Source organism: Kitasatospora sp. NBC_00458, from assembly GCF_036013975.1.
GTDB lineage: Bacteria > Actinomycetota > Actinomycetes > Streptomycetales > Streptomycetaceae > Kitasatospora.
In genome coordinates this window covers 7,742,208-7,759,403 of sequence record NZ_CP107904.1, presented here as the reverse complement: position 1 = coordinate 7,759,403, position 17,196 = coordinate 7,742,208, and the positions used below count along the sequence as shown (strand labels likewise).

Here is a 17,196-nt window from a genome sequence, read left to right as displayed (position 1 = left end):
GCTGCGGCAATTGAGCACTCACCGCACGTGTCCGCAGAAGTCTTACGCCGCAAGGATACCACATCGATGAGCGAATCTCCAGCGGTTCCCACCACTCCGCTCCCCGCGGGTGCGCCCCGCCCGCCCGGGGCCCACCCCGCCGAGCGCCACCACCCCGCCGCGCCCGGGCCCCACCGCACCGCCCCCGAACCCGACCACGCCGGCTCCGAGCCCCACCACCCCGAGCCCCACCACGCCGAGGCCCTGGACGCCGAACAGGCGCAGCTCACCGCCCTCTACGCCCAACTCGACGGAGCCCGCGCCCGCGCCCGCCGCGACCTCGCCGCCGCGGGCGCCGGAGCCGGCCCGGGCGGCACCCACCAGGCCCGGCTGGAGCGCGAGCTCCGCGCCGCCGAGGCCGCCCGCCACACCGCGCGGCTCGACGCCGTCGAACGCGGCCTCTGCTTCGGCCGCCTCGACCACCGTGACGGCACCACCCGCTACGTCGGCCGGACCGGCCTCACCGACGACGGCCACGAGCCGCTGCTGCTCGACTGGCGCGCCCCCGCCGCCCGCCCGTTCTACACCGCCACCCCGGCCGAGCCCGGCGACGTGGTCCGCCGCCGCCACCTGCGCACCGAAGGCCGCACCCTGACCGGACTGGACGACGAGGCGCTCGACCTGGCCGCCCTCCCCGAGGACGCTCGGCGCACGCTGGTCGGCGAGGCCGCGCTGCTGGCGGCGCTCGACCGGGAGCGGACCGGCCGGATGGACACGGTGGTCGCCACCATCCAGGCCGAGCAGGACCGGGTGATCCGCGCCCCGCTGCCCGGCGCGCTGGTCGTCCAGGGTGGGCCCGGCACCGGCAAGACCGTCACCGCGCTGCACCGCGCCGCCTATCTGCTGTACACGCACCGCGCGGTGCTGGAGCGCCGCGGCATCCTGGTGATCGGCCCGAACCCGGCCTTCCTCCGCTACATCGGCCGGGTGCTGCCCGAGCTCGGCGAGACCGGGGTGGTGCTCCGCACCGTCGGGGAGCTGTTCCCCGGTGTCCGGGCCACCGGCGAGGACGCTCCGGCCACCGCCGCGGTCAAGGGCGGCCCGTGGATGGCGGACGTGGTCGAACGCGCCGTCGCGGCACACCAGTTGCTGCCCGACGGCGATCCGGTGGCCCTCGGCGGGGAGCTGCGGCTGCCCCGACGGGTCTGCGCCGAGGCCCGGGAGGCCGCCCGGGGGCTCCGGCTGCCGCACAACCGCGCCCGGGTGTTCTTCCTCCGCACCCTGCTCGACGCCCTCGCCGTCGAGCAGTCGCTCACCCTCGGCCACCCGTACGACGAGGAGGAGGCCCGGTACGCGCCGCGCGAGCTCTGGGCGCAGCCGGACGTCCGCGCCCGGCTGGACGCCCTCTGGCCGGTCCTGACGCCGCACCGGCTGATCGACCGGCTGCTCTCCGATCCCGGACTGCTGGCCGCGGCCGCCCCCGGGCTCGCGGCGGCCGAGCGGCGGGCCCTGCTCCGCCCGCCGGGTTCGGCGTGGACCGCCGGGGACGTCCCGCTGCTCGACGAGGCCGCCGAACTCCTCGGCGAGGACCCCTCGGTGACCCGGGCCCGGGCCCGCGCCGCCGACCGGGCGCACGCCGATGACCTGCGGTACGCCCGGGGCGTGCTCACCGGCACCGGCCAGTCTGACGATCCGACCCTGGACGCCGAGCTGCTCGCCGAGCGGTTCCACGACGCCGGCCCGTACCGGAGCACCGCCGAACGCGCCGGCGCCGACCGCAGCTGGGCGTACGGGCACGTGGTGGTCGACGAGGCCCAGGAGCTGTCCGCGATGGCCTGGCGGGCCGTCATGCGCCGGGTGCCGGCCCGTTCGCTGACCGTGGTCGGCGACCTCGCCCAGACCGGTTCGCCGGCCGGTGCCCGGTCCTGGGCCGAGGTGATGGACCGCGAACTGCCGGGCCGCTGGCGCGAGGAGCGGCTCACGGTCAACTACCGCACCCCGGCCGCGGTCATGGCCCTGGCCGCCGCCGTCCTGCGGGTGCACGACCCGGCCCGGCGGCCGCCGGAGTCGGTCCGGAGCACCGACGACCGGCCGCGCGCGGTGCCGGTGCCGGACGGCGACTACGCCGCCGCCCTCGCCGGGCTCCCCGCGGCGCCGGGCACCCTCGGGGTGATCGCCCCGGACGCGCTCGCCGCCGGCCTCGGCGCCCTGACCGTCCGGGCCTGCAAGGGCCTGGAGTTCGACTCGGTGGTGCTGGTCGACCCGGCCGGGCTGCTCGCCCAGGGGCCTTCGGACCTGTACGTCGCGCTCACCCGGGCCGCCCGGCGGCTGACCCTGCTCCACCACGGCCCACTGCCGGCCCCGCTCGCGGCGGAGCTGTCGGCGCAGCAGGGTCAGCCGCCCGGGGAGCCGACGGCCGTGGCGAGCCCCGCGGGCACCGCGGAGACCACGGGCACCACGGGAGCGGCGGACCCTACGGGGCCGACCGGCCGCTGAGCACCGGGAGGACCTGGAGGCAGATCGAGTGCAGCGCCACCCGCTGCTCGTCGGTCATGGTCCCGATGGCGTGGTGGGTCCGCTCCATCTCGCCCCGGATCAGCCCCAGGATCTCCCGGCCCTGATCGGTGATGACCACGATCTTGACCCGCCGGTCGCCGGCCGCCGCCTCGCGGTGGGCCAGGCCCAGCGACTCCAGGCGGTCGACGATCCCGGTGACGTTGGAGGCGTCACAGCCGAGACGGCCCGCCAGGGCGCGCATCGGCACCGGCTCCTGGACGGCGCCGAGCGCCTTTGCCTGCGAGGAGGAGAGACCGTGCCGGGCCGCGGCGGCCGCGAAGTCCTGGAAGTACGCGGCGCCGACGGCGGCCAGCGCCTCCATCAGCTGGGCGTTGGTCGGTACGGTCGTCGTCGCTGTCGAACCCATGAGGTCAGGGTACGACCGAGTGCTTCAGTAACTCAAGATTTGATCACAGCAAAGATCCGGCGGCCGAACCGCCGCCCCACCGCTCAGAGCACCAGCTGGTCGAACAGCCGCCGCAGCTCGGCCTCCGGGTCCGCGGTCAGCCCGGTGTGCACGGGCCCCGGCTGGACCACCGCACTGCGCGGTGCGGCCAGCCAGCGGAACCGCTGCCCCGGGCTGTCCGCCGCCGCCGGACCGGCCTGCGGGCCGCCCTGGCAGACCGCCTCGATCCCGTGCAGCGCCCGCCGCACCCCGGCCACGTCGGCCACCGGGTCCAGCGCCAGCAGCCGCGCCTGGTCCAGGTGCGTCCGCGCCGCCAGGTGCGAACTCTGCCGGCAGTACAACAGCACGCCGACGTTGACGCACTCACCGCGCTCCACCCGGGGCACCGCCCGGATCACCGCGTACTCGTAGTCGTGCAGCTCGGCGACGGCCGGCAGCGCCGACCGGATCGGCCCGGTCACGCGGACACCTCCGGCAGCCAGTCGCGCGGACCGGCCAGTCGTTCGGTCAGCTGGGCGCGGTACGCGGCGCGCACCGCTTCGGGGGAGTCGAACCCGGGCTCGTCCACCAGCCAGACGTCGGGGATCTGCGCGACCGCCTCCGCGATCGCCGTCTCCGCCAGCGGGGCGAGCGCCTTGTCGGCCGCGAGCAGGTCCGGCTCGGCGCGCAGCAGCGCGTGGTCGGAGGCGTCGTACGGACGGCGGGTCCAGGCGGCGGCGCCGGGCCAGTGGTGGTGGAAGATCAGGCTGGCACCGTGGTCGATCAGCCGCAGTCCGCCGGTGGCCACCAGCAGGTTGGGGTTGCGCCAGGAGCGGTCGACGTTGCCGATCAGCGCGTCGAACCAGAGCACCTGCCCGGCCAGCCCGGAGTCCACCTCGAAGCAGAGCGGGTCGAAGTTGAGCGCACCGCTGACGAAGGCCATACCGAGGTTGACCCCGCCGCTGGCCCGCATCTGGTCCTGGATCTGCGGGTCCGGCTCGCTGCGGGCCAGGACCGGGTCCAGGTCGACGGCGACCAGTTCGGGCACCGGCAGGCCGAGCCGCCGGCCGAGTTCCCCGGCCAGCACCTCCGCGACCAGCGCCTTGCGGCCCTGCGCCGCACCGACCCACTTCAGCGCGTAGAGCCGCCGGTCGTCGGCCTCGACCAGGCCCGGCATCGAGCCGCCTTCTCGCAGTGGCGTCACGTATCGGACCGCCGTCACCTCGGGGAGCACGGCCGACAGCCTATCGGGCATATGCAGGGGGCGGGTGTCAGTCGGCCGGCTCGCCCTCCCGGGTCGTCCCGGTGGCAGCCCGTGCTGCTCCGTGCGAGTGTGGCGGACAGTAGTCGGGGGCGGACGTCCGCCCGGGCACGGCCGGCGCCTCCCCGCACCACCCCGCACCACCCTGCACGGACGCGCGACCTGCACCTCTCCGTACGACACCTCTCCGTACGACCTGCACCTCCCGTACGACCGGCACCTCTATACGACCGGCACCGTGACTGAACGACCTGCACTGTGAGGGACGCACGATGGAACGACCCCGGATCCTGATCGTGGGCGGCGGCTTCGCCGGGCTGGAGTGCGCGCGCCGCCTGGAGCGCAAGCTCTCTCCCTCGGAGGCGGAGATCTCCCTGGTCACGCCGTTCAGCTATCAGCTGTACCTGCCACTGCTGCCGCACGTGGCGGCCGGCGTGCTCACCCCGCAGTCGGTGGCCGTCTCGCTGCGCCGGACGCTGCGGCGCACCCACATCGTCCCCGGCGGCGCGATCGGCGTCGATCCCGGCTCCAAGGTGTGCGTGGTGCGCAAGATCACCGACGAGGTGGTGGCGCTGAAGTACGACTACCTGGTCCTCGCGCCCGGCAGCGTCACCCGCACCTTCGACATCCCCGGCCTGACGGACTACGCGCGCGGGATGAAGACGCTCGCCGAGGCGACCTACGTCCGTGACCACGTGATCGCCCAACTCGACCTCGCCTCGGCCACCGTGGACCAGCGCGAGCGCGAGTCCCGGCTCCAGTTCGTGGTGGTCGGCGGCGGCTACGCCGGCACCGAGACCGCCGCCTGCCTGCAGCGGCTCACCACCGCGGCCGCCCTCCGCTACCCGCGGCTGGACGCCCGGCAGATCAAGTGGCACCTGATCGACATCGCCCCGAAGCTGATGCCCGAACTCGGCGACGCGCTCGGCACCGCCGCGCTGGAGGTACTGCGCGGGCGCGGCATCGAGGTGTCGCTGGGCGTCTCGGTGGCCGAAGTCGGCGCGGAGTCGGTCAAGTTCACCGACGGCCGGGTACTGCCCTGCCGGACGCTGATCTGGACGGCGGGCGTCGCGGCCAGCCCGCTGATCGGCACCCTCGACGCCGAGACCGTGCGGGGCCGGATCGCGGTGACGGCGGAGATGCGCGTGCCGCAGTTCGAGGGTGTGTTCGCGCTCGGCGACGCGGCCGCCGTGCCCGACCTCGCCAAGGGCGACGGCGCGGTCTGCCCGCCGACCGCCCAGCACTCGGCCCGCCAGGGCCGGGCGGTGGCAGGCAACGTGATCGCCGCGCTCCGCAACCAGCCCCTGGAGCCCTACTACCACAAGGACCTGGGCCTGGTCGTGGACCTCGGCGGCAAGGACGCCGTCTCCAAGCCGGTCGGCGTGGAACTGCGCGGCGTGCCGGCGCAGGTGGTGGCGCGCGGATACCACCTGATGGCGATGCGCACCAACGCCGCCAAGTTCCGGGTCGGCGCCAACTGGCTGCTCAACGCGACCGCCGGCGACGACTTCGTCCGCACCGGGCTCCTGGCCCGCCAGCCCGCCCGACTGCGCGACTTCGAGTACACCGACGCCTATCTGACGAAGGATCAGGTGAAGGCGCACGCCCAGGCCCTGCTCGCCAAGGGCTGACCGGCCGGGCGTCCGCCCGGGGCCCGGCAGCAGCGCCCCGAACACCCTCGAACACCCCCGGACAGCCCCCGACGCCCCGAAGAGCCGGAACCGGTGCCCCTCCCCCGACGACCGCGGGAAGGGGCACCGGCCGGTCTCCGGCCGCTACTTCGCGGTCAGGTACATCCCGTTGGCGTCCTGCCCCGCCGTGTTGCGGCACGCCCAGTTGCCGCCCGCCTTGCCGAACACCAGCGTCAGGCAGCGCCCGAGCGCCGACTGCCCGTAGTAGTTGGGGTGCAGCGACTCCTGGAGGGCGCCCTGCGAGGCGTTGAGCCCGCCGTCCAGGAACCGCGCCCACTCACTGGTGGTGGCGGACGGCGCGCTGGTCGAGGTGGCCTGCCGGGTGGCCTTCGAGCAGACCTCGCGCCCCTGCAGCATGTCGGACAGGTCGAGGAACTGCACCCCCTTGGCGGCCGCGACACCGGCCAGCGACCGGGAGATCTGCGGCACCAGCGAGTCCCGCGCCCAGTCCGCGTCACCGTTCCAGAGCGGACAGCCGCCGGTGTCCGAGCGGCTCCAACCGCTCTCCGGGTAGCGGATCTCGGCGGCGCGGGGGATCGGCGAGGGGTAGGACTGGAGCACGATCCGGTAGTCGCCGGCCGCGTACCCGGCGCCCGCCATCACGGCGCGGACCTCGTCCACCGCCTTGCCGACCCCGGCCATCGCCGCCGGCATCCGGGCGTCGACCTCGCCCTGCTGCTCGTCGTGGCAGTAGGAGTACCAGACGAGGTAGTCGGCGACGCAGGCCTCGATCACGTCGGCGAAGCCGAGGTCGTTGCCGCCGACCGAGAGCGTGACCAGTTTGACGGCGTACTGCCGTGCCACTGCGGCGAGTTGGTCGGCCTGCGGGGCCTCGCCCTTGAACGGCCGACCGCCGTTGGAGGCGCGGAAGACGTTCTCGGCGACGGCGCCCGAGCAGGCCAGGTTGATCTGGGTCTGGGCCACGGTCGGCGCGCTGCGCACCTCGGCCACGTCCGAGCGGTCGCACCCGCTCGCGTAGGTGGCGCCGTAGACCTTGGCCGGGTCGGCCGCACTGCCGCTCCAGGCCCGGTCGGTGCCGGCCCGGCTCCCGCCGGAGGCGACGGAGTTGCCCTTCCAGCGGCCGGCCTCTCCGGAGATGTAGCTGTCGCCGAGGGTGACGCTGGCGGTCGGCCCGGTGGGGACGGCGGCGGGCGCACCGGCGGCGGCCCGGGCCGGCGCGGCGGTGCCGGCGACGAGCCCGGCGGTGGCCATGGCCGTGGCCAGCGGGAGTGCGAGGGCTGCGGTGAGCAGTCGCCCTCGCCAGGAGGTGGTCCTGCGGATGATGCTCGAACGGTTTTCGGGCACGGCGGAACTCCTGCGGTCGGTCTCGCCCGCATGGTGGGGACGGGGAGACGCGGAGGTGAGGGTGGGCCGCCGGCCGGTGGCGCGATGAAGATGACATGCTCGCGCTTGTTACCGCTAGGTATCTGCACCGTATTTCTCTTTGGGTTACCGGCCGGTTCAGATCAGTCGCGAACCGGCCCCGCCCGTTCCGAGGACGGCGGCCAGGTCGTCCGCCAGCTGCCGCGCCTGCGCCGGGTCGAGCTCGGCGACGGTGATCCGCAGGCCGGGCGGGGACTGCAGCCGGTACCGCGCGCCGGGCGCCACCACCCATCCCCGCTGGACGAGGGAGGCCAGCGCGGTGGTCTCGTCCGGCACCGGCACCCAGACGTTGAGCCCGCTCGCGCCGTGCGCCCCGATCCCGCGCGCGGCCAGTTCGACGATCAGCGCGTCCCGGCGCGCCCGGTAGGCGGCGGCGACCCGGCCGGCCGGCGCCGCGTCGGTGCGCCACAGCTCGGCCACCGTGCACTGGAGCAGATGGCTGACCCAGCCGGCCCCGAGCCGCTGGCGCCCGAGCACCCGGCCGATGGTGTCCTCGTCGCCGACCGCGACCGAGAGCCGCAGGTCCGGACCGTAGGCCTTGGCGGCCGAGCGGACCACCGCCCAGTGCGCCGATCCGGCACCGGCCAGCGGGTGGTAGCGCGCGTCGACGATGCCGTGGCCGTGGTCGTCCTCGATCAGCAGGACGTCCGGGTGGCCGGCCAGCACCGCGCGCAGGTCGGCGGCCCGGTCCGCGGTGAGCACCGCCCCGGTGGGGTTCTGCGCCCGGCTGGTCACCACCACCGCGCGGGCGCCGTCGGCGAGCGCGTCGGCCAGCGCGTCGGGCAGCAGGCCCGCGTCGTCCAGCCGGACCGGCGCGGCCCGCAGTCCGAGCGCCGGCAGCAGGTCGAGCAGGCTCCCCCACCCCGGGTCCTCGACCGCGACGGCGTCGCCGGGGCGCAGCCGGGTGGCCAGGATCCGCTCGATGGTGTCGAGCGAGCCGGAGGCGACGGCGATCGGCCCGGACGGCAGGCCGTCGGCGGCGAAGGCCGCACCGGCGAGTGCGAGCAGACCGGGGTCGGCGGCCGGGGTGCCGTAGCGCACCGGGTTGCGGCGGGCGGCCTCGGCGGCGGCCGCGAGGGCCGGGGTGAGGTCGGGCAGCAGTGCCGGGTCGGGATTGCCGTTGGAGAGGTCGCGGGCGTTCGGCGGGACGGGCAGCCGGAGCTGGTCGCGCGGGGTGTGGGCCGGCCGGGGGCGGATCCGGCTGCCGCGGCGGCCGGCGGTCTCGATCACCCCCCGGTCGCGGAGCAGCCGGTAGGCGGCGGCCACGGTGTTGGGGTTGACGCCGAGTTCGGCGGCGAGGTCGCGCAGCGGCGGCAGCGCCGTGCCGGGGGCCAGTCGGCCACTGCTGACGCCCTGCTCGACGTCGGCCGCGATTTCGCTGGCACGCCGACCGGTGATCCGATAGTCTCCTAGCACAAAACAGATTATGCACTAGTACATAGAGGTTGTCATGTCGACCATAGCGGACGGCGAAGCGTCCTACCCCCGCACCCCGCGCACCACTCCCACCCGCTACAAGGACCGCGCCACCTGGGAGCGGGAGGCGATCCACGCCATCCTCGACGCCACCTACCTCTGCCACCTCGGCTTCGTCGCCGACGGCGCCCCGGTCGTACTGCCCACCATCCACGCCCGCGTCGGCGACCGACTCTACGTGCACGGCTCCACCGGCAGCCGGCCGCTGCGCGGTGCCGGGGGCGACCGGGGCCTGCCGGTCTGCGTCACCGTCACCCTGGTCGACGCGCTGGTGCTGACCAAGTCGGCGTTCAACCACTCGATCAACTTCCGCTCGGTGGTCGCCCACGGAACGGCCCACCAGGTCACCGACCCCGACGAGCTGACGGTCGCCCTCGACGCACTGGTCGACCAGGTCGTCCCCGGCCGCTCCGCCGAGGTCCGCCCGGCCAACGCCAGGGAACTCGCCGCCACCGCCGTGATCCGCCTCGACCTCGACGAGGTCTCCGCCAAGACCCGCGCCGACCTCGCCGACGACGACCCCGAGGACCTCGGCCTGCCCCACTGGGCCGGCATCGTCCCGGTCACCAGCGGCTACGGCACCCCGGAGCCGGACGCCTCCACCACCGTGCCGCTGCCCGCCAACCTCCGCGACCTGACGGCCTGACGGGGGGCGCACCGGTGCTGATCCGTTCCTGGGACCGCGGCGACGAGGCCGAGTGGCGGGCCTGGCTCGCCGAGGGGCGCGACTTCGGCCTGCTCGCCGCCAACGGCGGGCCCGGCCGGGGCCCCGTCCTCGTCCCCACCCACTTCCTGCTGGACGCCGGGCGCGGCGAGATCCTGCTCCACCTCGCCGCCCCCAACCCGCTGCTGGCCGCCGTCCGGGACGACCCCGAGGTCACCCTCGCGGTCACCGACGACTACGCCTTCGCCCCCGGCCACTGGCGCGGCGAACCCGGCACACCGACCAGCTACTACGCCTCGGTGCACTTCCACGCCACCGCCGAGATCGTCGAGGACGCGGCCGGCAAGGCGGAGATCCTCAACCGCCAGCTGGCCCACTTCCAGCCGGAGACCCCGCAGACCCGGGTGCTCCCCGGCGACAGCGCGTTCGGCCGGCTCCTGCCCGGCCTGCGCGGGCTGCGGCTGACGGTCCGCGAGGTCCGCGCCAAGTTCAAGTTCGACGACAAGAAGCCGCCGGCCGAGCAGTACGCGCTGGCCGACCGCCTCGCCGAACGCGGAGCCGGCCTGGACGCGGGCACCCGCGCGCAGCTGCTGCGCCGCAACGCCCGCCGCCAGACGCCCCGGCCGTAGTCCGGCCGCGGCCCGGCACGCAGTCCGGCCACGACGCCCCGCCCCGGCACCCCGACACGAGCGCGCACCCCGGCACCCCGGCACCCCGGCACCCCGGCACCCCGGCACCCCGCATGGAACCCGGGTGCCGGGGTAGCCGGGCTGACGCCAAGTCACCCGATCAGCCCGAATTCGGGCGGAACCCGACCACCGCTGGTCGAATGTGACACGAATCCTGCCCGCTCGGCCGTGGGGCGGGCCGTCCACCCGGGGAGCGCACGTGTCCAGTACCCAGACCCATCCGGCCTCCGGTGAGGCCCACCTCGGACACGTCGTCTTCATCTCCGCGGCCGCCGCGATGGGCGGCTTCCTGTTCGGCTACGACAGCGCGGTCATCAACGGCGCGGTGACGGGCATCCAGAAGCACTTCGGGGTGGGCAACGGCGAGACCGCCTTCGTGGTGGCCATCGCCCTGCTCGGCTCCGCGGCCGGCGCGGTGGCCGCCGGGCGGCTGGCCGACCACCTCGGCCGGGTCCGCACCATGCTGCTGGCCGCCGTCCTCTTCGCGGTCAGCGGCGTCGGCTCGATGTTCCCGCCGAGCATCGAGGTGCTGGCCACCTGGCGGGTGGTCGGCGGTGTGGCGATCGGCATCGCCTCGGTCATCGCACCGACCTACATCGCCGAGGTCGCCCCGACCGCCTACCGCGGCCGGCTGGCATCCTTCCAGCAGCTGGCGATCGTGCTCGGCATCACCGTCTCCCAGCTGGCCAACTGGGCGCTCAACCAGGCGGCCGGCGGCGAGTCCACCGGCCACCTGGGCGGCATCCAGGCCTGGCAGTGGATGCTCGGTGTGGAGACCATCCCGGCCCTCGTCTACGGGCTGATGGCGCTGGCCATCCCGGAGTCCCCGCGCTACCTGATCGCCGACCACCGCGAGGAGCAGGCCCGCAAGGTGCTGCGCGAGGTCGAGGGCGACGCCGTCGACCTCGACGCCCGGGTCGCGGAGATCCGCGCGGTGCTGGAGTCCAGCCACAAGCCGCGGCTGAAGGACCTGCTGGGCGGCCGGTTCGGGCTGCTGCCGATCGTCTGGATCGGCATCGGCGCCTCCGTCTTCCAGCAGTTCGTCGGCATCAACGTGATCTTCTACTACTCCTCCTTCCTCTGGCAGTCGGTCGGCATCAACGAGTCCAACTCGCTGCTGATCAGCCTCTCCACCTCGATCGTCAACGTCGTCGGCACGGTGGTCGCGATCGCCCTGGTCGACCGGATCGGCCGCAAGCCGCTCGCCCTGGCGGGCTCCGCCGGCATGGCCGTGGCGCTGGGCACCGCCGCCTGGGCGTTCTCCTTCCGGCAGGGCACCGGCGACAGCGCCACCCTGGACGACACCCACGCCACGGTCGCCCTCGTCGCCGCCCACGTCTTCGTGTTCTGCTTCGCCTTCTCCTGGGGCGTGGTGGTCTGGGTGCTGCTCGGCGAGATGTTCCCGAACCGGATCCGCGCGCTCGCCCTGTCCGTCGCCGCCTCCGCCCAGTGGATCGCCAACTGGGCGATCACCGTCAGCTTCCCCGACCTCGCCGACTGGAACCTGTCGGCGACGTACGTCATCTACGCGGTCTTCGCCCTGCTCTCCATCCCGTTCGTGGCCTTCTGCATCAAGGAGACCAAGGGCCGCGCCCTGGAGGAGATGGGCTGAGCCCCGCGCCGACGTCCACGCCGCCGCGCGCGGCCCGTCCCCGAGAGGAAGCCATGCCCGACCAGCACGGCTCCCGGCAGAACGTCGTCTTCCCGAGCAACGGCCGCGAGGCCCACGGGTACCTGGCCCGCCCGCCGCAGGGCCTCGGCCCCGGCCTGGTGGTGGTCCAGGAGTGGTGGGGGCTCACCCCGTACCTGGCCGGGGTCGCGGACCGGTTCGCCGCCGAGGGCTTCACCGTCCTGGCGCCGGACCTCTTCGGCGGTGCCACCACCCACGACAGCGCCGAGGCCGCCCGGCTCAAGCGCGAGCTGCCGGTCGAGCAGGCCGTCCGGGACCTGCGCGGCGCGGTCGACCACCTGCTCGGCCTGGACGGCGTGGTCGGCGACGCGGTCGGGGTGGTCGGCTTCTGCATGGGCGGCGGCTTCGCCCTCCTGCTGGCCGCCGCCGAGGGCGACCGGGTGGCCGCCGCGGTGCCGTTCTACGGCCTGCCGCCCGACCCGGACTTCGAGTACCGGGGCCTGACCGCGCACGTCCTCGGCCACTTCGGCGAACACGACCGGTCGATCCCGATGGCGGCCGTGGACGAGGCGGCGACCCGGATCGGCGAGGCCACCGACATCCGTCCGGAGATCCACTTCTACCCGGCCGGGCACGCCTTCATGAACGAGGAGAACCCGCTCGGCACCTACGACCCCCTCCAGGCCCGGGCGGCCTGGCAGCGCACCCTCAGCTTCCTCCGGGGCCACCTCGGCTGACCCCTCCGGTAAGGCCCGAAACTCCCTGGACAGCTGTCCGCCCCCCTGGCATGGTCGCCGGGTGCAGAGCCAACCCCCACCCGCGCCACACCGCCGGTTCGCCTGGGCGAGCCGCAACTTCAGGATCCAGACCGCCGCCACCGTGATCGGCGGTCTCGGCAACGCCGGAGCCCCCATCGCCACCGCGTTCGCGGTCCTGGAGGGCGGCGGCTCCACCGCCGAGGTCGGCTACGTCACCGCCGCCCGGCTGCTGCCCACCGTGCTGCTGCTGGTGCTGGGGGGCGCCGTCGCGGACCGGCTGCCGCGCCACCACGTCATGGTCGGCGCCAACCTCTTCAGCGCCGTCGCGCAGGCGGGCCTCGCCGCGGTCGTGCTGGCCGGGAACGCCCCGCTCTGGCAGCTCATGCTGCTCTCCGCCGGCGGCGGCGCCGGTTACGCGTTCTACTCCCCCGCCTCCGGGGGCATGGTCCTGGAGAGCGTCGCGCCGGAACACGCCGCCCGCGCCTTCTCGGTGTACCGGATGGGCCTCAACGCCGCCCAGATCGGCGGCGCCGCGCTCGGCGGCGCGCTGACCGCCGCGGTCGGTCCCGGCTGGGTGCTCGCCCTGGACTCCGGCTGCTTCCTCATCGCCGCGGCGCTGCGGTTCCTCCTGGAGACGGTGCCGCCCGCCGCTCCGGCCGCGGGCGGCGGGATGCTGCGCGACCTGCGCGAGGGCTGGCAGGAGTTCGCCTCCCGCCGCTGGCTCTGGGTGATCGTGCTCCAGTTCTCGGTCCTGGTCGCCTGCATCAGCGCGGTGGAGGCGGTGTACGGGCCGATCGTCGCGAAGGAGCGGCTCGGAGGGGCCCGCGACTGGGGGCTCGCGATGGCGGCCTACGGCGTCGGCCTGGTCGCCACCGGCGTGCTGATGGCGCGCTGGCAGCCGCGCCGGATCCTGCTGGTCGGCAACTGGGGCGTCTTCCTGTTCGGCGCGCCCGCTCCGGCCCTGGCGCTGTCCGCCCCGCTGCCGGTGCTGGCGGCGGCGATGTTCCTCTCCGGCGTCGGGGTCACCGTCTTCGGGGTCAACTGGATGATCGCGCTCCAGCAGGAGATCCCGGCCGAGGCGTTCTCCCGGGTCGCCGCCTACGACGAGCTCGGCTCGCTCTCGCTGGCGCCGCTCGGCACGGCGCTGGCCGGGCCCGCCGCCGTCGTGCTCGGCCTCTCCGGCGCGCTCTGGGCCTGCGCCGTGCTCTGCCTCCTCCTCAGCGCCGCGGTGCTGCTGGAGCCCCAGGTCCGCCGGCTCTCCAGGCGTCCGGCCGGTGCCGGCGCCGAGAGCGGTGCCGACGACGCCGCGGACGGCCCGGCCGCACCGCGCACGGAACCCGCCCCCACCCGCTGACGCACCCCGTGCGCCCCCGTATGCGCCCTTCGGCGGGCAACCACCGGCAGGCGGGGCTCGTCCGACCAGGTGACGACGAGTGAGACCTGGGGGGCGCCCGATGCCGAAGCCACTGCTGTTCCTGGACGTCGACGGAGTGCTCAACCCGGTCTGTCCCGCCCCGGAGGCCGACTTCGACGCGCACACCCTGCTCGGCTACACGGTGCTGCTCTCCGCCCGGCACGGCAGCTGGCTGCGCGAACTGGCCGGCAGCTACGAACTGGTGTGGGCCACCACGTGGGAGGAGCACGCCAACACCCACATCGCCCCGGCGGTCGGCCTGCCGGACCTGCCGGTGGTCCGCTTCACCGGCTACACGCCGCAACCCGGCGACCCGCGCGTCCCGCTGATGGAGCTGTTCTCCGCCCGCAAGTGGGCCCCGCTGCTGCGCTACGCGGCCGGCCGGCCGTTCGCCTGGGTCGACGACCTCATCCCGGGCCGGCTGGTCCGCAACGCGCTCTGGCGCCGTGACCGCGTGCTGCTGCCGATCGACCCGGGCCAGGGCCTCGAACGCCGCCACGTGGACCGGCTGCTGGCCCGGCCGCCGCGTCCCGGCGCCCTGCGCCTGCCGACCGCCCGCCCCGGGGCCGGCTGACCCCCGCCGCCCGGACCCGCCACCCGGACCCGCCGCCCGGACCGGTCGGCCGGGCCGTCACCCGCGCCGTGCCCGTACCGCCCCGCCCGTACCGCCCCGCCTCACCCGGTCGGCAGCCAGCTCACGTGACCGGCCAGCAGCGCGTACCCGACGAAGGCCACCGTGTCGATCAGCGCGTGCGCCACCACCAGCGGCATCACCCGCCCCCACCGCCGGTACAGCAGGCAGAACACCACCCCCATCACGATGTTGCCGACCAGCCCGCCGACCCCCTGGTACAGGTGGTAGGAGCCGCGCAGCAGCGAACTCGCCGCCACCGCCGCCGGCCACGACCAGCCCAGCTGCCCCAGCCGGCGCAGCAGGTAGCCGAGGACGACGACCTCCTCCAGGATCGCGTTCTGCCAGGCCGAGGCGACCAGCACCGGGATCCGCCACCACACGTCCGGCAGCCCGGACGGCGCGACCGTCAGGTTGTAGCCGGCCGCCTGCGAGGCGAGGTACAGCACCAGTCCCGAACCGCCGATCGCGGCCGCGACCGCCGTACCCCGGCCGAGGTCGCGCAGCTTCTGCCCGAGGTCGAAGCCGAGCACCCGCAGCGCCACGCCCTCGCGGACCAGCAGGTAGCCCACCAGCACGACCGGCATCAGACCGCGGCCGACGTAGTACAGCTGCCAGAGCAGGTCCAGCCAGGGCCGGCCGGGGGCGCGCGAGCCGTTCAGCGTGGCGACCTGCCGGCCCAGGTTGAGCGGTTCGGTGAGCGAACCCGCGAAGCTGATCAGCGCACCGATGCCGCTGGCCCCGAGCGAGAGGCCGAGGACGGTCAGCAGCTCGACCCCGAGCAGCCGGCGGGTGGGCTTCGCGGTCTCCGGTTCGGTCGGGACGGTGGTCACCAGGTGCTCCAGCACGGACGGCGGCGGACGGGCGTCGCTCCGGCCGTCGGCCGACCACCGGAGCGGTCATCCTTCCACAGCGCGTCCCGGGCACCCCCGGTGGACCGGCCCGAGACCAGCCGGGGGCACCGGGGGCACCGGGACCGGCCCTACCCCACCGGCCAGGTGTGCACCGGCTCCCCTCCGCGCGAGTACTCCATGTACCGCCGGGTCATCGCCGCCAGCGCCGCCGGCCGGTCCATCCCGTACTGCTCGCGCAGCCGGTGGAAGGTCGCGCTCTGCCAGGCGGCGCCGTTGGTCCGGCGCAGGCAGCGCTGCTCGATGATGCCGAGGTAGCGGTCCCGGTCGGCCGGCTCCACGCCCCAGGCGTCCAGTCCCTGGTGGGCCATCGGCAGCAGTTCGCCCAGCACCAGGTCGACCGCGGGCACCGCGGTCAGCGCGCTGCCGCGTCCGGCCCGGCCGTGCCGCGGCCACTGGAAGACCGCGTCGACGCCGTAGCGGGCCGCCTGCCGGAAGTTCTCGTCGGCCCGTTCGAACGGCAGCCTGGTCCAGATCGGCCGCGACTGCTCGGCCAGCACCCGGACCACGCCGTAGTAGAACGCCGCGTTGGCGAGCGTGTCGGCGACCGTGGGCCCGGCCGGCAGCGCCCGGTTCTCCACCCGCAGGTGCGGCACCCCGCCGCTGACGTCGTACACCGGGCGGTTCCAGCGGTAGATGGTGCCGTTGTGCAGCCGCATCTCGGCGAGCCGGGGCACGCCGCCGGAACCGAGCACCTTCACCGGGTCCTCGTCGTCGCAGATCGGCAGCAGCGCCGGGAAGTACCGCAGGTTCTCCTCGAACAGGTCGTACGCCGAGTCGACCCAGCGCTCGCCGAACCAGGTGATGGGGCGCACCCCCTGTGCCTTGAGCTCCGCCGAACGGGTGTCGCAGGCCTGCTGGAAGAGCACCGGCCTGGTCTCCCGCCACAGCTCCCGGCCGAACAGGAACGGCGAGTTGGCACCGAGCGCGAGCTGGGGACCGCAGATCGCCTGGGCGGCGTTCCAGACCGAGGAGAACCGCTCGGGCGTCACCTGCAGGTGCAGCTGGAGCGAGGTGGCGGCCGCCTCGGCCACCATCGTGATGGACTCCAGCTGGAGGTGCTCGACCCCCTCGATGTCCAGCGTGATCTCCTCGCCCCGGGCGGCCAGGATCTGGTCGCTGAGCAGGCTGTACCGCTGGTTGTGGGACATCGCGTCCAGCCCGGTGTGGCCGTGCTCCAGGGTCGGCAGGATCCCGACCATGACGATCCGCGCCCCGGCCTCCCCGGCCCGCCGGTCGGCGTAGCGCAGTCCGGTGTCGATCTCCTCGCGCAGCTCGTCGAAGACGTGCCCGCAGAGCCGGTGCGGCGCGATGTTGACCTCGATGTTGAACCGGCCGAGCTCGGTCTGGAAGTCGCTGGAGCCGATCGCGGTGAGGACCTGCCCGTTGTTCATCACCGGCAGGCCCTGCTCGTCGGCCAGGTTGAGCTCGATCTCCAGCCCCATCACGGCCCGTGGCCGGTCGAACCTGTCCTCCTGGAGCATTCGGCCGAACACGTCGAGGCAGGACTGCAGCTTGCGCCGGTAGAGCTGCCGGTCCGACAGGTCCGCCCGCGTCGCCACGACCTTCTCGCCCATGATCCCCTCCTCCTGAGCCGGCCGGCCGACCGACCGTGCAAGCATCATGCCCACCCGGAAGATCGATACCCGAACGCTTCGATCGGCTTGCAATGCAAGGGAACTGATGCCGTTTCAGCTAATCTGCCGACTTGCTCGGCGCCACCGCCTGTGATAAACAGGTCACCCTGCGCACCTGTTCGAGTAGAATT

General features: G+C 74.5%; 15 protein-coding genes. 8 read left to right on the top strand and 7 right to left on the bottom strand.

Features of this window, described 5'->3' with window-relative positions; translation table 11 throughout:
* Positions 1 to 66 precede the first annotated feature (66 nt).
* Positions 67 to 2,475 carry a HelD family protein gene (locus tag OG550_RS31695; protein WP_327683346.1) on the top strand — a complete coding sequence of 803 codons (2,409 nt, stop codon included), beginning with the start codon at positions 67 to 69 and terminating at the stop codon, positions 2,473 to 2,475.
* On the opposite strand, the gene OG550_RS31690 is transcribed toward OG550_RS31695, so the two are convergent.
* The 3 genes from OG550_RS31690 to OG550_RS31680 all read right to left on the bottom strand — a co-directional run bounded on the left by OG550_RS31690 (position 2,453) and on the right by OG550_RS31680 (position 4,154).
* Positions 2,453 to 2,902, bottom strand: coding sequence for a MarR family winged helix-turn-helix transcriptional regulator (locus OG550_RS31690; protein WP_327683344.1), 450 nt, complete (start codon positions 2,900 to 2,902; stop codon positions 2,453 to 2,455). The genes OG550_RS31695 and OG550_RS31690 overlap by 23 nt on opposite strands.
* 83 nt (positions 2,903 to 2,985) lie before the next feature.
* Positions 2,986 to 3,402, bottom strand: a complete 417-nt coding sequence (locus OG550_RS31685; RefSeq protein ID WP_327683342.1) for a DUF3037 domain-containing protein — start codon at positions 3,400 to 3,402, stop codon at positions 2,986 to 2,988.
* Entirely contained in the window at positions 3,399 to 4,154 is a 756-nt protein-coding gene (locus OG550_RS31680; RefSeq protein WP_327683340.1) for a HipA family kinase, read from the bottom strand. Before OG550_RS31680 ends, OG550_RS31685 begins: the two co-directional genes overlap by 4 nt.
* A gap of 299 nt (positions 4,155 to 4,453) precedes the next feature.
* Between OG550_RS31680 and OG550_RS31675 the strand changes: the two genes are divergently transcribed.
* On the top strand, positions 4,454 to 5,812 hold the full coding sequence (locus OG550_RS31675) for an NAD(P)/FAD-dependent oxidoreductase (protein ID WP_327683338.1): 1,359 nt from the start codon (positions 4,454 to 4,456) through the stop codon (positions 5,810 to 5,812).
* A gap of 144 nt (positions 5,813 to 5,956) precedes the next feature.
* Here OG550_RS31675 and OG550_RS31670 read toward each other — a convergent pair whose 3' ends face one another.
* Together OG550_RS31670 and OG550_RS31665 are read right to left on the bottom strand one after the other, a co-directional pair.
* Positions 5,957 to 7,177, bottom strand: a complete 1,221-nt coding sequence (locus OG550_RS31670; RefSeq protein WP_327683336.1) for a GDSL-type esterase/lipase family protein — start codon at positions 7,175 to 7,177, stop codon at positions 5,957 to 5,959.
* Between the two features lie 156 nt (positions 7,178 to 7,333).
* Positions 7,334 to 8,671 (bottom strand): aminotransferase class I/II-fold pyridoxal phosphate-dependent enzyme, encoded by a 1,338-nt coding sequence (locus OG550_RS31665; protein WP_327683334.1) that lies wholly within the window; start codon positions 8,669 to 8,671, stop codon positions 7,334 to 7,336.
* A gap of 34 nt (positions 8,672 to 8,705) precedes the next feature.
* On the opposite strand from OG550_RS31665, the gene OG550_RS31660 reads away from it, so the two are divergent.
* The 6 genes from OG550_RS31660 (at position 8,706) to OG550_RS31635 (ending at position 14,460) form a co-directional block, all read left to right on the top strand.
* Positions 8,706 to 9,377 carry a pyridoxamine 5'-phosphate oxidase family protein gene (locus OG550_RS31660; RefSeq protein WP_327683333.1) on the top strand — a complete coding sequence of 224 codons (672 nt, stop codon included), beginning with the start codon at positions 8,706 to 8,708 and terminating at the stop codon, positions 9,375 to 9,377.
* Between the two features lie 14 nt (positions 9,378 to 9,391).
* Positions 9,392 to 10,024 carry an FMN-binding negative transcriptional regulator gene (locus OG550_RS31655; protein WP_327683331.1) on the top strand — a complete coding sequence of 211 codons (633 nt, stop codon included), beginning with the start codon at positions 9,392 to 9,394 and terminating at the stop codon, positions 10,022 to 10,024.
* A gap of 259 nt (positions 10,025 to 10,283) precedes the next feature.
* On the top strand, positions 10,284 to 11,696 hold the full coding sequence (locus tag OG550_RS31650) for a sugar porter family MFS transporter (RefSeq protein WP_327683329.1): 1,413 nt from the start codon (positions 10,284 to 10,286) through the stop codon (positions 11,694 to 11,696).
* A gap of 53 nt (positions 11,697 to 11,749) precedes the next feature.
* Entirely contained in the window at positions 11,750 to 12,451 is a 702-nt protein-coding gene (locus OG550_RS31645; RefSeq protein WP_327683327.1) for a dienelactone hydrolase family protein, read from the top strand.
* A gap of 61 nt (positions 12,452 to 12,512) precedes the next feature.
* The gene (locus OG550_RS31640; RefSeq protein WP_327683325.1) at positions 12,513 to 13,826 is read left to right on the top strand and encodes an MFS transporter; all 1,314 of its coding nucleotides are present in this window, start codon (positions 12,513 to 12,515) and stop codon (positions 13,824 to 13,826) included.
* A gap of 100 nt (positions 13,827 to 13,926) precedes the next feature.
* The gene (locus tag OG550_RS31635) at positions 13,927 to 14,460 is read left to right on the top strand and encodes an HAD domain-containing protein (protein WP_327683323.1); all 534 of its coding nucleotides are present in this window, start codon (positions 13,927 to 13,929) and stop codon (positions 14,458 to 14,460) included.
* A 101-nt stretch (positions 14,461 to 14,561) separates the two neighbouring features.
* On the opposite strand, the gene OG550_RS31630 is transcribed toward OG550_RS31635, so the two are convergent.
* Positions 14,562 to 15,350 carry a CPBP family intramembrane glutamic endopeptidase gene (locus OG550_RS31630; RefSeq protein WP_327683321.1) on the bottom strand — a complete coding sequence of 263 codons (789 nt, stop codon included), beginning with the start codon at positions 15,348 to 15,350 and terminating at the stop codon, positions 14,562 to 14,564.
* A gap of 149 nt (positions 15,351 to 15,499) precedes the next feature.
* Positions 15,500 to 17,005 carry a glutamate--cysteine ligase gene (locus OG550_RS31625; protein WP_327683319.1) on the bottom strand — a complete coding sequence of 502 codons (1,506 nt, stop codon included), beginning with the start codon at positions 17,003 to 17,005 and terminating at the stop codon, positions 15,500 to 15,502.
* Positions 17,006 to 17,196: the final 191 nt, after the last annotated feature.

Excerpts from the sequence above, each read along its gene's own strand:
- OG550_RS31695 (WP_327683346.1), top strand. The coding sequence starts at position 67 with ATGAGCGAATCTCCAGCGGTTCCCACCACTCCGCTCCCCGCGGGTGCG.
- OG550_RS31690 (WP_327683344.1), bottom strand. The coding sequence starts at position 2,902 with ATGGGTTCGACAGCGACGACGACCGTACCGACCAACGCCCAGCTGATG.
- OG550_RS31675 (WP_327683338.1), top strand. The coding sequence starts at position 4,454 with ATGGAACGACCCCGGATCCTGATCGTGGGCGGCGGCTTCGCCGGGCTG.
- OG550_RS31660 (WP_327683333.1), top strand. The coding sequence starts at position 8,706 with ATGTCGACCATAGCGGACGGCGAAGCGTCCTACCCCCGCACCCCGCGC.
- OG550_RS31645 (WP_327683327.1), top strand. The coding sequence starts at position 11,750 with ATGCCCGACCAGCACGGCTCCCGGCAGAACGTCGTCTTCCCGAGCAAC.
- OG550_RS31635 (WP_327683323.1), top strand. The coding sequence starts at position 13,927 with ATGCCGAAGCCACTGCTGTTCCTGGACGTCGACGGAGTGCTCAACCCG.
- OG550_RS31625 (WP_327683319.1), bottom strand. The coding sequence starts at position 17,005 with ATGGGCGAGAAGGTCGTGGCGACGCGGGCGGACCTGTCGGACCGGCAG.